We start from the raw sequence: 14,385 nt of genomic DNA, 5'->3' as shown, positions 1-14,385 counted from the left end.
CCGATGCGCGTCCTGATCTTGGGCGGTACGACCGAGGCATCTGCCCTCGTGCGCCATCTCGCCGGAGATGAACGAGCAGAGGTCACGCTTTCGCTGGCCGGACGAACCGCAAAGCCATCGCCCGTAGCGGACGTGGCGCTGCGCAGCGGCGGCTTCGGCGGCGCGGCCGGTCTCGCGCGCTGGCTCGGGGAAGTCGGCGTCGAGGCTGTCGTCGATGCGACGCATCCATTCGCCGCGCGAATTTCCGCCAATGCTGTGGCCGCGACGGACGAGCTCGGCCTTCCGCTTTGTACCGTCATTCGTCCGCCCTGGAGCGCCGTGCGCGCCGACCGCTGGCGTTCCGCCGATACGGTCGAAAACGCGGTCGAAGCATTGGGAGACGAGCCCCGGCAGGTCTTCCTGAGCGTTGGACGGCAAGGCGTCGGCGCCTTCCGGCGCGCGCCCCGACATGCCTATGTGATCCGCTCGATCGAGAGGCCGGATGACGAGGCTCTGCCTCCTGATGCGAGGCTGATCGGAGCGCGCGGACCGTTCACGCTCGCCGACGAACTGGACCTGCTCCGGCGCTATCACATCGATGTCGTCGTGACCAAGAATGCGGGAGGCGATGCGACCTATGCCAAAATCGAAGCCGCGCGCCGGCTCGCGATCCCGGTTGTCATGATCGCCCGTCCGACCAAGGCGGGCCGCCATATCGTAAGCACGGCCGACGACGCGCTCGCATGGTTGGACCAACGTCATGCGATGTCGCGCTCCGAGCGCGGCGTATAGACCCACGGCGTAGCGCCTTCCCGTGTGATCATCCGCGTCCGGCTGGATCCGATCAGCACCAGTGTCCGCATATCGACCGGCGAAACATCGGCCGTTCCGAGGCGCTCGACGCGGAGTCGGGCGTCCGCCGTTCCCGCTGCGCGGACAAAGAGAACGAGCGTGTCGGGGGGCTTTACACCTTGCAGCAACGCAAATGCGCGGCCGATCTGGTCGGGCCGCGCTTTCGAAGCAGGGTTGTAGAGCGCGATCACGAAGTCGCCCCGCGCGGCGGCTTCGAGGCGTTTTTCAATCGTCGTCCAGGATTTGAGGTTGTCTGACAGCGAGATGGCGCAGAAGTCGCCGCCGAGCGGCGCGCCGGCCTGGGCGGCGGCTGCAAGCATCGCCGTCACGCCCGGTTCTATGCGGATGTCGAGTGCGCGCCACGATCGATCGCCCGTCTCGACGGCCTCGAAAAGAGCGGACGCCATCGCGAACACGCCCGGGTCTCCTCCGGAGACCACGACAACGCTGTTGCCCTGGGCGGCCAGCGATAGCGCGTGGCGGGCGCGGTCGACCTCGACGCGATTGTCGGACGCATGGCGGCGCTGGCCCAGTGGCCCGTCGGGCACGCGATCGAGATAGGCGGCATAGCCGACAAGGTCGGTCGCCTCCGCGAGCGCCTTACCGACGGCCGGAGTCGTCAGCTCCGGGCTGCCGGGGCCGAGCCCCACGACGGTGAGCTTCCCGATCATAGGCGACGTCCCTGGCCCGGGATGATGACCGTCGCGAAATAGGCGCCGTCGATGCCGTCGCAATCTCCGAGCGGCAGAATGCGCTCGTCGTCCATTGCGCCCCGCTCGACGTAGATCGCACGGGCTGTGAGTCCGGCGGCGTCCACGGCGCGGCGCACCTTGGCGAGGTTGCGCCCGATTTTCATGATCACGGCCGCATCCGATGCTGCAAGGCGCTGCACGAGGTTCTGCTCGTCCAGCGTCCCCGGCAAGACCGTCAGGACATCGTCCCCCCAGGTGATCGGCGCATTGGCGCGCGTCCAGCATCCCGACATGCCGGTCACGCCCGGAACAACCTCTACCGGAACGATCGCATCGAGGCGGCGCCACATGTGCATGAACGATCCGTAGAAGAAAGGGTCGCCCTCGGCGAGCAGTCCGACGGAATGTCCGCGTCCCAACTCCTGCTCGATGGCCGCAGCGGTCTCGCGATAGAACTCTGCGATCTGCGCGCCGTAGTCGGGATGATCGGCCGGGATTTCGTCGGTAACGGGGTAAACGAACCTGAGCTCGCGGCGATTGCCGTCGACGAGCGCAGATACGATCTTGCGGGCGTTGCCCCCGCGACCCTTCTTGGCAAAATAGGCGAGCACATCGACCGAGCGCACGAGGGACGCCGCACGCAACGTCATGTAGCGCGCGTCGCCCGGCCCGACCCCGATGCCGTAGAGGGTGCCGGCCTTCGCCGTTCCAGCGATGTGCTCGAGGGGAATCATTCGGTCTCGCTTGCGAGCGCATTGACAGCCGCAGCAGCCATCGCGCTGCCGCCTTTCCGGCCCGCGACGATGAGATACGGGCAGCGGCCGGAGGCGCGCAAGGCCTCCTTGGATTCGGCCGCGCCTACGAAGCCGACCGGAATGCCGATGATCGCCGCCGGGCGCGGCGAGCCTTCGTCCAGCATTTCGAGCAGCCGAAAGAGCGCGGTCGGCGCGTTGCCGATGGCGACGACGGCGCCTCCGAGCCACGGCCGCCACAGCTCGAGGGCTGCCGCCGAGCGCGTCGTTCCCATGCGGTGGGCGAGTTCCGGCGCGGCGGGGTCATCGAGGGTGCAGATCACCGCGTTGTTCGCGGGAAGGCGGCTGCGCGTGACGCCATAGGCCACCATCTTGGCGTCGCAAAGGATCGGCGCGCCTGCGAGCAGCGCGCCCCGCGCGGCCGACGCGAAGTCATCGGACATGACAATGTCCGATGAGATCTCCACCATGCCTGAGGCATGGATGATGCGCACGGCGACTTTCTCCGCATGGCCTGCGAAGCGCGACAGATCGGCCTCTGCGCGGATGATGGAGAACGAGTTGCGGTAAATCTCCGGTCCATCCCGAAGATACGTGTGTCGGCGCTGCATGGGCTAGATCCCGGTCCCGAGAACGGCGGGCAGGTCGTCGATGTCGACAACTGCGCTCGTTGGAGCCGCCGCGGTTCCATGGCGGACAATACCGAAGCCATCGGGGCTCGCAACAAGCACGAGATCGGCGGGGCGCGAGCGCGCGCATCCCTTCGGGCATCCCGACACGTGCGCGGATGTGACGCCCGGCAGCGGCATGAGGGCTGCGATGCGGCGCGCCGCCGCGCGGGTATCGGCCCAGGCGGAACGACAGGCCGGCGCACCCGGGCAGGCATCGATTGCCATCACAGGATCGCCGGCCTCGGTCACGAAGCCCAGATCCCGGGCCGCCGCGATCAGCGCATCGGCGTCGGCCCGGCTAGGCGCGCGTGCATAGAGAATGCGCCAGGGGGAGAGCCGCAGCGCGACTATTCCGGCGCCTTCTGCCGTCTTTGCCAGCCGGCAGAGCGCGTCGGCCATCACGCGTCCGAACGGCGCGCCGACACCGACCGCGGCAATATGGCCCCGGGCTTCGATGGCTCCAACGCGGCCGGGGGTTGCTGTGGCATGCGGCCCCACGGGATCGGCTGCATTTCCCTCGTCGCCGATCGCGTGGGTCAATGCCGCGAGGGCCGCCGGGTCGAGATCACGCACGCGGGCCCCTGGATGGGGCTCGAGCGCGGCGACGAACGCCAGCGCTAGCCGAACTGCCGCCGTGTGCGCCGCCGCGGGATCGCCGACCCGGAGCCATAGCGTGCGGTCGGCCGCGTCGATGCCGAGTGCCATCCTAGCCTGGCCGCCCGCAACCATGGCCCTCAGCCTGATGTCGGCTCGCTCGCCATCGAGCGAGAGAAGACCGCCGCCGTCGACGATGAACCCGAACTTTCCGGGCAGCGACCAAAGTGCGGTCGTTTCCGCGAGAGTAGCCTCGAGCGCGGCTGCGATGGAGCGGATGTCATAGATTTCGGTTGGATCGATGCCGGCCAGCGGGTTCACCATCACGTTGCGCACGGCCTCGGCCTCGGCGTGAGCGTCGATGAGACCGGCGTCCGACAGGGCGGCCCGAACATATTGCAGGTCGCGTACCCGCACGCCGCGGATCTGCAGGTTGGCGCGGCGCGTGAGATCGATGTGGCCGTTGCCGTAGCGGTGGGCGATGTCGCTCAGCGCCGCCACCTGAGAGATGCCGAGCGCGCCGCCGCGCGGACGGACACGTACGATCATCCCGTCGCCCGTCTGCATCGGTCGGAGCGCGCCGGGGCACCATCCTTTGACCGTTGCCGGCTCCGCGACGACTGGGGTCGCGCTCATGATCCTGCCCCTGCGCCGATACGCTTTACGGGATGACCAGAGAGCACGTGTGCGAGCTCGGCGTGGACGGCGTTGCGGCGCGGCGTCCACAAGCGCCGGTCTACGGCGTCCTTGAGGCGCGCGGCGATGGCGGCCGCAGCGGGCGCATTGAGGTCGAGAAGGGCCGTGACTCGTTCTTCGTCGGCGATGATCGCATCGTGCACGGCGTCGAATAAATGGTCGCCGACGATGCCTGCCGTGGCGGCGAAGGCATAGAGCGCATCGACACCCTGGGCGATCTCGGCCACGCCGCGATGGCCGTGGCCAATCATTCCCGAGAGCCAGTGCGGGTTGGTCAGCCGCCCGCGCACGATGCGCACGATCTCCTCCTCGATGGTGCGCGCACGCGGCGCCTCGGGTCGGCCGGTATCGAGATGGTAGAGCGACGGCGTGCGCCCCATGCGAGCTGCGGCAGCCGCGAAGCCGCCTGCGAAATCCGCAACCCCGTCGCCGTCCAGGAGATCGCGTTCCCGGTCATCCTGCGGGTGCACCAGCGCATCCGCGGTCGCGACGCGTTCGGCGAATTCCCTTGGCGCAGAGCGTACGGCGCCGTCGGCGCCGTACGCTTGTGACGAGGCTTCGAGGTACGCTTCGGCGAGGTCGTCACGCGTGTCCCAGGGACCATCGAGCGCCGCTGATGCGGCTCCCGCGCCATAGGCGCCGGGCTCGCCGCCGAAAATGCGGGCGAGGCTGCTCCCGGCGCGGCGGGCGGCGGCCAGCGGATTCCAATCGCCGGTCTCATCGCGCTCCGAAACCAGGCGCACGGCGAGATCGAAGAGGGCGATCTGAGCCGGGAAGACGTCGCGGAAGGAACCCGAGATGCGCAGCGTTACGTCGATCCGTGGACGATCCAGCTTGGCAATCGGCAGCACCTCGATACCGACGACGCGGTTCGATCCATCATCCCATTTCGGCCGTGCTCCGAGGAATGCGAGCGCCTGCGCGAGATCGTCACCTCCGGTGCGCAGCGAGGCCGAGGCCCACAGGTCGAGCATGAGCGCGCGCGGATACTCGCCATGATCCTGCAGATAGCGCCGCACCACCTCTTCGGCCGCGCGCTGGCCCACAATAGCCGCCGTCCGCGTCGGTACCGCACGCGGATCGATGGTCGTGAGGTTACGGCCCGTCGGCAGCACGTCGCGCCGCCCGCGGGTCGGCGCACCAGAGGGGCCGGGAGGAACGCGCCGCCCGTCGAGCGCGGCGAGCAAGGCTTCCCGTTCCTGGTATGCGCACGTCGAGATAGCCGCCTCGATCGCCCCCATATCGGCAGACGGCGCGGCGCGAACTATTGCCGTCGCCAACGCAGCAGAAGACTCCGCCGACGGAGCGCGGCCGAACACGTGCAGATGATCGCGGATCGCCAGATCCTTGATATCGCAAAGCTGGGCATCGAGCTTGGCGATGGCGTCGCGCGGCGCGTCGTTCTTCTCGAGGCCGCAATCCTCGGCGAGGCCGGAGCGCCAGGCTCTATCCAGAATCTCGCGTTCGAGGATCGCGATCCGGCGCCGGTCGACGCCATCGGCCTCCGCGTACTCTTCGATCAGACCTTCGAGCTCACCCAGCGGACCGGCGAGGCCTGCCTCGCGGAGCGGGGGTGTCAAATGACCGATCGTGACCGCGGAAATACGCCGCTTGGCTTGCACGGCCTCGCCCGGGTTGTTGACGATGAAGGGATAGATGACCGGGACCGGGCCCAGCACAACCTCCGGGAAGCAGGTATCGGAAAGGGCCAGCGCCTTGCCGGGCAGCCATTCCAGCGTCCCGTGGGTGCCCATGTGCACGAGCGCGTCGATGCGCTCTTCTTCCCGAAGCCAAGCGTAGAGCGCGACATAGGCGTGCCGCGGCGGCAGCTGCAGATCATGATAGCCGGTCTTGCGATTGCCCGACGCGCCGCGGTCCGGCTGCAGGGCAACTACGAAATTTCCTCGGCGCACGCACGGAAAGCGAAAGTGGGCGCCGTTAAAGGTAGGATCGTCTTCCGGCTCGCCCCACGCGCCCGCGAGGGCGTCACGGACCTCTCGCGCCAGTCCGGCAAGATGGCGCGTATACCAATCCAGCGGAATCTCAAACGTCTCGGACGGAGAGAGGCCGGCGAGCTGCGAGATGAGATTACCTGCTTCCACGGGCTCCGCGTCGACCGCGTAGCCGTTCGCATCGAACGCCGACAGAACTTCCGCTACACTCTCGGGCGTATCGAGCCCGCACGCGTATCCGGTACGCCCGGCGCGATTGGGATAGTCCGAGAGCAGCACGGCGACCTTGCGTTCGGCGCGCGGCTTACGGCGCAAGCGAATCCACGCGGCAGCCAGATCGGCGACGAATGCGACGCGGCCGGCATCGGGCTCGTGCACGACGCGCGCGTACTCGAGGCCGGCTTCGGCGGGAAGATCGGCCTTGAAGGATATTGCACGCGTGAACAAGCGGCCGTCGAGTTCCGGCAGGACGACGTTCATGGCGAGATCACTTGGCGAAAGGCCGCGCGAGGCCGTCTCCCAGGCAGAGCGGGGATGGCCCGCCAGCGCTACCTGCAGCACCGGGCAATCGGCTGCGTCGAGCACCGTCGTCTCGTCGGCCCGCAGCGCCGAGAAAGCCGTCATGTTGAGAATGATGTCGGGGCGGATGCGGGCGATGAGCTCGGACAGCGGGCCTGTGACGTCGGGGTCCTTCAGGCTCGTCACGGCGAGCGCTACTGCGGCGAGGTCCCGCTGCTCCAGCTGCTCGACAAGTGCGCTGACGGGCCTGTAGTCGCCCGCCAACAGACTGGCCCTGTAGAAGACGACGAGAGCGATGGGCCCTGATCGAGGCTCGACCTGCGCAAGAGGCGTGGGATTTCCGTGTCGAGCAAGGGCTAGAGCCGCATCCAGCTCCGCCGGCGGCTCAGCGGCAACCGCGGCGCCGAGCAGTCCTGCCGCGTACAGCAGGAGATTCCTTGCGTTAGCGGGGCCGCCAGCTCGGAAATAGCGCTCGAACATCCTCAGTGCGTCACGCGAGACGGTCGAGATCGCGTCGAGACGTGGATCTCGACGATTGTCTCCCGGCAGCGCGACGAACAGAATCTCGAGGCGGCGCGCGGCTTCCGCGATCTGCTCAAAGCCATAACGCCAGTAATCGAGACCGCCGAGCCCGCGCACGATCACGATACGCGCGCCGGCGATAACGCGCTCGATGTAGAGGTCCACCGACATGGGATGGCGAAGCTTCTTGAGGCTCGCGAGCCTCAAGGTCGGAAAGCGCGTCGGCGTTTCGCTCCAAACAGCCGCGAGGGCAGAGAGGTCGCTGTCGCTGAAAGACAAGACGACGACGTCGGCGGGCGTCTGATCCAGATCGACCGCGCCGTCCAACTCATCCAGCGAACACGTCTCGACCGCTAGCAGATGCATTTGCCAATCTTACACGCTCCCGATCGCCTGGGCGATCGCAACACGGTCCAAGCCCTTCTGTCCAATGACGACGAGGCGCCCCTGGCGAGGCTCCTGCGGCCTCCACGGGCGGTCGAACTGGTGCTGAAACCGCGAGCCCACGCCCTGGATCAAAAGGCGCATCGGCTTGCCCTTGACCTCGGCAAAGCCTTTGATGCGGAGGATATTATGGGCGTCCGCGGCCTTCCTGATACGTTCGATCAGCCCTTCCGGGGCATCGAGCGCCGGGATATCGACGATGAAGGTGTCGAAGTCGTCGTGATCGTGCTCTTCTTCGGCATCGTGATGGGAAGGACGGGCGGCGAGGTCCGTCTCGGCAGCTGCGCCGAGCCCCAGCAGCACCTTGGCCTCGAGCCGCCCACCCGTCGTTTCGACAACCTTCACGGCGCGAGGTACGGCGGCCTTGATATCTCCCGCGACTTTCGCGCGCTCCGCCTCCGTCATGAGGTCGGCCTTGTTGAGAAGGATAAGGTCGGCGCAGAGGAGCTGATCTTCGAAAATCTCCTCGAGGGGATTGTCGTGGTCGACGGACGCGTCGTCGGCCCGCTGGGCAGCCAGCGCGTCGGGGTCGTCCGCGAAGCGTCCTGCGGCGACGGCCGCGCCATCGACGACCGCAATGACGCCGTCGACGGTGACGCGCGACGCGATCACGGGCCAGTTGAAGGCCTGCACCAGTGGCTTTGGCAAGGCGAGACCCGAGGTTTCGATCAGGATGTGCTCCGGCGGCTCAGGCAGCGCAAGCAGGCCTTCGAGCGCCGGCACGAAGTCGTCGGCGACGGTGCAGCAGATGCAGCCGTTCGACAGCTCGACGATACGGTCCTCGCTGCAGCTTTCTACTCCGCAGCCTTTGAGGATCTCGCCGTCGATGCCGACGTCGCCGAACTCGTTGACGATGACGGCGAGGCGGCGCCCCGCGCCGTTTTGCAGGATGTTGCGTACGAGCGTGGTTTTGCCGGCGCCGAGAAAGCCGGTCACGATGCTGCAGGGCACTTTGGCAAGTGCGGTCATGGATTCGACTCCGGATGAGAAAAGCCCGAGGGCGGCGCTCGTGAGATGACGCCCTTTCGAAAGCACTCGGGGCGCTCCTTCCAGGGGATGATGCCGTTGTCCGAGCATCCATAGGCGCGTGCGGACTCGACGATCTGGTCGAGGTGCGTTTCCGTTTCGAGGTTGCCGATGAGGTATGTCCACCTGTTGGAGCCGACGAGCGCGATGGTGCTCGGCCGATTGCAAACGGCCAGGCACTGGACGGGCGTCACCGTGATCGTGTGATCGGCGGCAAGGCGCTCGCGCAGCGCATCGGCCAGCAGCACCCCCGGCAGGTCGTAGCCTTCGCCATCGGGAACCGCCCGCCGGCAGCTTACGCATACGAATACGGTAACGGGCTCATCGGACATGGTCGCCGCTAAGCCTCCACCGCGATCGAGCTTTCTGTCCTCTGCCAGAACCATCCGACCAGGGCGCCGGTCAACGCCCAGAGCACTGCGTGCACGACAAGAGAAGCGGATGCGAACCGAGCCGCAAGCTCGGCGGGCGTTCGACTTGCTTCCTCGGCAGCAGGATGAGGGGCGCCCACAATGTGCGGGGCGAGCAGAAGCACGAGGCCCAGGGCCGGCATCGCGAAGCCATTCGGGCGCAATATCAACCACAGGGCTGCGGCAGTCGCAGTCGCAGTCGCGACCCACCAGATCTGTCGCGCCACGAGATCGGCCGCCATCATGCCGGGTAGCTCGGGCGGAAGGCCCAGCGCCGGCGCAAGACCGGTCACGACGAACCCCGCAGCAGACCAGCCCAGAGCTCGCCGCGTGTCGATGGGATCGTTGGCGATCAGTAGCCCGGCGAGCAGCAAGAATGCGAAGCCGACGGCCGTCGCCATCGTGACGGTGCTGGTGTAGAGCGTACGCTCGATACCCTCGGTCGGCGCCCATTCGGCCTCACCTGCGGCCTCGTCGCGCCCGCTATGCGCCAGGACGAGGCGAGCCTCCCCCGTCGAGCGCCCACCGTGCCGCAGGGAGTTGCTTTCCGCGGCTCGGTTCTCATACGTCTCCGCGGCGAGGATCAACGGCGTCGTGGTGAAATGCTGCAGCGCCGCGACCAAAACGCCAGCAGCGAAACCCGCCGCAAGGGCGGTCGCAAGAACGCGGGCAATCATTTGAACCCTCGCTCAGTGGCAAGGAAAGCTGAGAGCGTGGCGTGTATCGTGGCCGGCATTGTGGATTGTCGACGAATGCGAAAATCCCGCCGTAAAGACGAGAGCAACGCCGACGAAAAGGGCCAGGGCCACGGCCTGGAGGCTCTCGGCTCTCTGACCGGCGGCCGACAATGGTGCGGAATGGGACTGTGCGTTCACGAGGCTCTCCTTGACCACCCCTCCGGGGTCATGATGAGTTGGCTGGTAGCGAGGACGGTCGGTCTCCTGGCTCTCGGGTCCATGTGCCTGATCGCCTTCCCGGTTTCCCAGTGGCATACTGATCAGACACTCACCGATCACAGTTGCGGGGGCAGCTACGGCTTCACCCTGCTGAAGGCATACCGTATTCCCATGACCCCTTGCGGGGAACCGTCCCCGGTTTGATAAAGGCTGCCAGAGTGTCGCGTCAATGGAAATCGGGATTTTGACCCGATGGAGAAGGGTAAGGGGGACGTTTCGATGCAGGCGGTCGAAAATGACGAAGCCCGGCACAAGGAAAAGATGCAGAAGCGCAAGGCTGCGCAAGATGCCGAGGTTTCGGAAAAAACCGTCGAGAAGGGGCTTCTGATCGTCCACACCGGCAAGGGCAAGGGTAAGTCCACGGCGGCGTGGGGCCTGCTGCTGCGCGCTCTCGGCCGCGGCATGCGCGTCGGCGTGGTGCAATTCGGCAAGGGAGCCTGGGAGACCGGCGAGCGCAAGGCAATCGAGAAGTTTGGCGACCAGGTTGTTTGGCATACGCTCGGCGAAGGCTTCACTTGGGAAACTCAAGACCACGCTCGTGACATGGCCGCCGCCGAAAAGGCCTGGACGACAGCCAAAGCCCTCCTGGCGGACCTCTCGTTCCGGCTCGTCATCCTCGACGAGATCAACATCGCGTTGCGCTACGAGCACCTTGTCCTGACCGACGTCATCGAGACGCTACGCACTCGCCGGCCGGACTTGCATGTCGTTGTCACGGGCCGAAATGCCAAGCCAGAGATGATCGAGGCCGCCGACCTCGTGACCGACATGACCCCGGTGAAGCACCACTTCGCGGCCGGCGTGAAAGCCCAGGAGGGCATCGAGTTCTAGCGGCATGAAAGCCATCATGTTCCAGGTTCCGGCTCGGACGTCGGCAAATCGCCGATCGTCGCCGACCTTGCAGTCAAGCCGCAAAATATGTCAAAACAACGCTGCGGTGACGGCCGACGGCGGCGAGATCGGTCGCGCCCAGGCGTTGCAGGCGCGCGCGGCGCGCGTGCCGGTGCCGACATCCCTTGGGCAGGAAAGCCGTATGCCCGGATCTGTGAGGAGGACGAAGCCGAAGGCTAAGCTCCTCGACCCAGGCTAGGCCTCGAGCCCCCGTTCATCCATCGTCACCGTGAGCCTTGTGACCGTCTCTTGCTCGCTAAAACCAGCGGCCCCGCCCGTACCAGCCACCGCCTCCAAGAAGCAGAATCAAGAGAACGATGATGAGAAGCGTCTGGGTGTCCATAACGTTCATCCCCTTGCATCCCAACGCCTCGCCTTGGCTTTCTCTAGTTACTTTGTTTTGGCATGGCCAGGCTTGGGCCCATCAACTGGCGGGATGCCACCATGGCATCCGCCCACTGCTCGCAATAGTTCGCGTCCTGCTCCGAGCTTTCAAGCGCTTTCAGATTTTCAGCAGCTGGATCATCGTAAGCGCCGTTGCGACCCCATTGATTCTTCGGGTTCGGAAGGATTTTCGGATGTGAGATTCTTCTGAGGGACAGCCATGTCTCTGGAAGGATCCGAAGATGAACGAGAATGCGACGATCGAAACGGCTTTTGGCGCAGGATTTGTCGGACGTGTGGATTTTCGTCGTTCACGTTCGGGCAATCGGCTGTGGTCGAAGGAGCTGAAGGGCCGGATCGTACGAGAGAGTCTCGCGCCTGGAGCGCGCGTCGCCGACGTGGCCCGCAAATATCGGATATGCGCGCAGCAATTGACGCAGTGGCGCCGCCAGGCGCGCACCGGGCGGCTCGCGCTGGTGACCGACGGTCCCGCGGAGTTCGTGGAGATCGAGCTCGAGCAGCCCTCCGTTCGTAACGAGAGCGATGCGAAGATCGAGATCGTCGTCGGCAAGGTCGTGTTACGGCTGGATCAGGACACCGCGTCGACGCGCATCGCCGAGATCATGACGGCGCTGGAGCGCGGCGCGTGATCATTCCGTCGCAAGGGTTGCGGATCGTGCTCGCCGTGCGTCCCGTCGATTTCCGCTGCGGGCATGACGCGCTGGCCGCTCTCGTGCAAAACAAGCTCGGACTCGATCCGCATTCCGGGCTCATCGTCGTGTTCCGCTCGAAGCGAATGGATCGCTTGAAGATTTTGCTGTGGGACGGAACCGGACTCGTGCTCGTCTACAAGCGTCTCGGCGATAGCCGCTTTTCTTGGCCGCAGATCAGCGACGGCGTCCTGCAATTGAGCCGGGTGCAATTCGAAGCTCTATTCGACGGGCTCAACTGGAAGCGCGTCGGCGAGCGGATCGTGGCGACGCCGACCGCGGCGAACTGATCGCAACTTCGGCTTCATTCGGCGCCTCGCTTGCGATAGATTCGCCGACGTGACGCCGAGCTTCGATCCCTCCAGACTCGCAGAGCTGCCTGCCGAACTACGCGCATTGTTCGAAGCTCAGCGCGCCATGCTCGAAGCCGAACGCATCCGCGCCGATCATGAGCTCGCCGCGCGCCTTCACACCGAGAGCGAGCTCGCAGCGTCGAAGGAGACGGTCGAACGTCTGCAATTGCTCGTCAAGGAATATGAACGCGCGCGTTTCGGCAAGCGTTCGGAGAAACTCGATCCCGATCAGTTACAGCTCGTTCTGGAAGATATCGAGATCGCCATTGCCGAAGTCCAGGAGCGGGAAGACGATCGCGCGCGCCGCTCGGGGCGCCCGGCGACCAGGGAGCGCGCCGCCCGCGCCGCGCGCGCCTTTCCTGCTCATCTGCCGCGCGTCGAGCGCGTGATCGAGCCAGAAAGCCTCGCCTGTCCCTGCGGCTGCGGCCTGATGGTTCGGATCGGCGAGGACCGCTCCAGCCGCCTCGACGTGACGCCGGCGCAATATCGCGTCATCGAGACCGTGCGGCCCCGCTACGCCTGTCCGACAGGATGCGCGGGCGTCGCCCAGGCGCCGGCTCCTGCGCATCTGATCGAGGGCGGCGTTCCCACCGAGGCGCTGCTGGCGCAAGTGGCGGTCGCCAAGTTCAGCGAGCACATGCCGCTCTACCGTCAATCGCAGGTCTTCGCGCGCCACAGGATCATGCTCGACCGCGCCGTTCTGGCCGATTGGATGGGAACGACGGCCTTCCACCTCGCGCCGATCGTCGAGCGCATGAGCGCGCTGATGAAGCTGTCCGGCCGTCTATTCATGGACGAGACTCGGGCGCCGGTTCTCGATCCCGGCCGCGGCCGGACGAAAACTGGCTATCTCTGGGCGGTTCTGCGCGACGACCGCGGGCACGGCGGCGCCGATCCGCCGATCGTGGTCTATCATTACGCGCCGGGTCGCAGCGGCGAGCACGCCGAGCGGATGCTCGAAGGATTCGACGGCGTTCTCCAGGTCGACGGCTATGGCGGCTATCATCGTCTGGCGCGCGCCGAGCGCAAAGGTGGCGCCCCACTGCGGCTCGCCTGGTGTTGGAGCCATGGCAGGCGCGAGATCATCGCCGCCACGCCGAAAGCGGGCTCGCCCATCGCCGAGGCGATCCTGGCGCGCATCGCCGCGCTCTATGCGATCGAGGCGGACATCCGGGGCAAAGAGGCGCCGATCCGGCAGAGCGTTCGCGCCGAGCGGTCGCGGCCTCTTGTCGTCGAGCTCGAAGAGTTTTTGCGCGCCCAGGCCGCTCGCCTCTCCGGCCGCAGCGACATGGGCAAGGCGGTCGCCTATCTTCTGAATCATTGGGCCGGGCTGACCCTGTTCCTCGACGATGGACGCGTCGAGATGGACACCAACCTCGTCGAAAATCAGATTCGGCCGCTGACTCTCACGCGCAAGAATGCGTTATTCGCGGGGCACGATGAAGGTGGACGTTCCTGGTCACGTCTCGCTTCGCTCATTGCGACATGCAAGTTGAACAGCGTCGATCCCTATGCCTGGATGAAGGCGACGCTCGAGGCGATCGCCGATGGCCATCCGCAGTCGCGCATCGACGAGCTGATGCCCTGGGCCTTCAAATCCTCGTCGCCGACGCCAGCCGCCTGATCGCTCACCATTGCGCTGAACCAATCGCTGACAAAGCTTTGCGCCAAAGGCTTGCAATGCCTTGTCGCAACGAATTGCAAGCTATTCTTCCATTCCAGCGGCAATGGGACGACAACGGCGCTTACACAGGGACGCCGGGACGACGCCCTTCATCCCGGTCGCCGGCCGCGCGGCCGGAGCGGCCACGGGCGGGCTGGTTGTTCCCGGCGGAGACGTCGGAGTGGCCTTGGCCGCGTCGAGCGAGCGTTGGGCCTCGCCGAGGTTCAAGCGGCGCTCGAAATCGGTCAGCTTCGCCTCGATCGTACGCGCCGTCCTCCGAAACCGCATATTTGCGCGCGAGGTCCCGGGCCATCTTCCC

14 protein-coding genes, 1 pseudogene and 1 riboswitch are annotated in these 14,385 nt (G+C 66.2%); of the genes and pseudogenes, 6 read left to right on the top strand and 9 right to left on the bottom strand.

Features of this window, described 5'->3' with window-relative positions; all coding sequences use genetic code 11:
- Positions 1-3: 3 nt before the first annotated feature.
- Positions 4-771, top strand: a complete 768-nt coding sequence (locus AC6IW9_RS05550; protein ID WP_497769952.1) for a cobalt-precorrin-6A reductase — start codon at positions 4-6, stop codon at positions 769-771.
- Here the strand turns inward: AC6IW9_RS05550 and cobJ are convergent.
- Genes cobJ through AC6IW9_RS05505 form a run of 9 tightly spaced genes read right to left on the bottom strand, consistent with a single transcriptional unit; the run spans position 738 to position 9,984 of the window.
- Positions 738-1,502 carry a precorrin-3B C(17)-methyltransferase gene (cobJ, locus tag AC6IW9_RS05545; RefSeq protein WP_497769949.1) on the bottom strand — a complete coding sequence of 255 codons (765 nt, stop codon included), beginning with the start codon at positions 1,500-1,502 and terminating at the stop codon, positions 738-740. The genes AC6IW9_RS05550 and cobJ overlap by 34 nt on opposite strands.
- Positions 1,499-2,257, bottom strand: coding sequence for a precorrin-2 C(20)-methyltransferase (locus tag AC6IW9_RS05540; RefSeq protein WP_497769945.1), 759 nt, complete (start codon positions 2,255-2,257; stop codon positions 1,499-1,501). The genes cobJ and AC6IW9_RS05540 overlap by 4 nt, the downstream gene beginning before the upstream one ends.
- Positions 2,254-2,886 (bottom strand): precorrin-8X methylmutase, encoded by a 633-nt coding sequence (locus AC6IW9_RS05535; protein WP_497769943.1) that lies wholly within the window; start codon positions 2,884-2,886, stop codon positions 2,254-2,256. Before AC6IW9_RS05535 ends, AC6IW9_RS05540 begins: the two co-directional genes overlap by 4 nt.
- Before the next feature lie 3 nt (positions 2,887-2,889).
- Positions 2,890-4,176, bottom strand: a complete 1,287-nt coding sequence (gene cobG / locus AC6IW9_RS05530; protein WP_497769941.1) for a precorrin-3B synthase — start codon at positions 4,174-4,176, stop codon at positions 2,890-2,892.
- The gene (gene cobN / locus AC6IW9_RS05525; RefSeq protein ID WP_497769939.1) at positions 4,173-7,595 is read right to left on the bottom strand and encodes a cobaltochelatase subunit CobN; all 3,423 of its coding nucleotides are present in this window, start codon (positions 7,593-7,595) and stop codon (positions 4,173-4,175) included. The genes cobG and cobN overlap by 4 nt, the downstream gene beginning before the upstream one ends.
- A 9-nt stretch (positions 7,596-7,604) precedes the next feature.
- On the bottom strand, positions 7,605-8,642 hold the full coding sequence (gene cobW / locus AC6IW9_RS05520) for a cobalamin biosynthesis protein CobW (RefSeq protein ID WP_497769937.1): 1,038 nt from the start codon (positions 8,640-8,642) through the stop codon (positions 7,605-7,607).
- Entirely contained in the window at positions 8,639-9,031 is a 393-nt protein-coding gene (locus tag AC6IW9_RS05515) for a DUF1636 family protein (protein ID WP_497769935.1), read from the bottom strand. The genes cobW and AC6IW9_RS05515 overlap by 4 nt, the downstream gene beginning before the upstream one ends.
- 8 nt (positions 9,032-9,039) lie before the next feature.
- Complete coding sequence (locus tag AC6IW9_RS05510; protein ID WP_497769934.1) at positions 9,040-9,786, bottom strand: CbtA family protein; 747 nt, start codon at positions 9,784-9,786, stop codon at positions 9,040-9,042.
- A gap of 12 nt (positions 9,787-9,798) precedes the next feature.
- A complete protein-coding gene (locus AC6IW9_RS05505) occupies positions 9,799-9,984 on the bottom strand; it encodes a CbtB domain-containing protein (RefSeq protein WP_497769932.1) in 186 nt (61 codons plus the stop codon).
- A 39-nt stretch (positions 9,985-10,023) separates the two neighbouring features.
- A riboswitch (cobalamin riboswitch) is annotated at positions 10,024-10,214 on the bottom strand.
- A 43-nt stretch (positions 10,215-10,257) separates the two neighbouring features.
- Between AC6IW9_RS05505 and cobO the strand changes: the two genes are divergently transcribed.
- The 5 genes and pseudogenes from cobO to tnpC all read left to right on the top strand — a co-directional run bounded on the left by cobO (position 10,258) and on the right by tnpC (position 14,027).
- Positions 10,258-10,896: a cob(I)yrinic acid a,c-diamide adenosyltransferase gene (gene cobO, locus AC6IW9_RS05500; RefSeq protein ID WP_497769930.1), complete on the top strand. Its 639-nt coding sequence runs from the start codon at positions 10,258-10,260 to the stop codon at positions 10,894-10,896.
- A 4-nt stretch (positions 10,897-10,900) separates the two neighbouring features.
- A pseudogene (locus tag AC6IW9_RS05495) lies at positions 10,901-11,110 on the top strand (cobyric acid synthase); the annotation flags it as partial.
- Between the two features lie 472 nt (positions 11,111-11,582).
- Complete coding sequence (gene tnpA, locus AC6IW9_RS05490) at positions 11,583-11,990, top strand: IS66-like element accessory protein TnpA (protein ID WP_497763764.1); 408 nt, start codon at positions 11,583-11,585, stop codon at positions 11,988-11,990.
- A complete protein-coding gene (gene tnpB, locus AC6IW9_RS05485; RefSeq protein ID WP_497763765.1) occupies positions 11,987-12,340 on the top strand; it encodes an IS66 family insertion sequence element accessory protein TnpB in 354 nt (117 codons plus the stop codon). The genes tnpA and tnpB overlap by 4 nt, the downstream gene beginning before the upstream one ends.
- A 49-nt stretch (positions 12,341-12,389) precedes the next feature.
- Positions 12,390-14,027, top strand: a complete 1,638-nt coding sequence (gene tnpC, locus AC6IW9_RS05480) for an IS66 family transposase (RefSeq protein ID WP_497763766.1) — start codon at positions 12,390-12,392, stop codon at positions 14,025-14,027.
- The last annotated feature ends 358 nt before the right edge of the window (positions 14,028-14,385 follow it).

This window comes from Methylosinus sp. shoA, from assembly GCF_059718125.1.
This window is presented reverse-complemented; position numbering and strand designations above follow the sequence as displayed.

Excerpts from the sequence above, each read along its gene's own strand:
- AC6IW9_RS05540 (WP_497769945.1), bottom strand. The coding sequence starts at position 2,257 with ATGATTCCCCTCGAGCACATCGCTGGAACGGCGAAGGCCGGCACCCTC.
- cobN (WP_497769939.1), bottom strand. The coding sequence starts at position 7,595 with ATGCATCTGCTAGCGGTCGAGACGTGTTCGCTGGATGAGTTGGACGGC.
- AC6IW9_RS05510 (WP_497769934.1), bottom strand. The coding sequence starts at position 9,786 with ATGATTGCCCGCGTTCTTGCGACCGCCCTTGCGGCGGGTTTCGCTGCT.
- cobJ (WP_497769949.1), bottom strand. The coding sequence starts at position 1,502 with ATGATCGGGAAGCTCACCGTCGTGGGGCTCGGCCCCGGCAGCCCGGAG.
- cobG (WP_497769941.1), bottom strand. The coding sequence starts at position 4,176 with ATGAGCGCGACCCCAGTCGTCGCGGAGCCGGCAACGGTCAAAGGATGG.
- cobW (WP_497769937.1), bottom strand. The coding sequence starts at position 8,642 with ATGACCGCACTTGCCAAAGTGCCCTGCAGCATCGTGACCGGCTTTCTC.
- tnpA (WP_497763764.1), top strand. The coding sequence starts at position 11,583 with ATGAACGAGAATGCGACGATCGAAACGGCTTTTGGCGCAGGATTTGTC.
- AC6IW9_RS05535 (WP_497769943.1), bottom strand. The coding sequence starts at position 2,886 with ATGCAGCGCCGACACACGTATCTTCGGGATGGACCGGAGATTTACCGC.
- AC6IW9_RS05515 (WP_497769935.1), bottom strand. The coding sequence starts at position 9,031 with ATGTCCGATGAGCCCGTTACCGTATTCGTATGCGTAAGCTGCCGGCGG.
- AC6IW9_RS05550 (WP_497769952.1), top strand. The coding sequence starts at position 4 with ATGCGCGTCCTGATCTTGGGCGGTACGACCGAGGCATCTGCCCTCGTG.
- cobO (WP_497769930.1), top strand. The coding sequence starts at position 10,258 with ATGGAGAAGGGTAAGGGGGACGTTTCGATGCAGGCGGTCGAAAATGAC.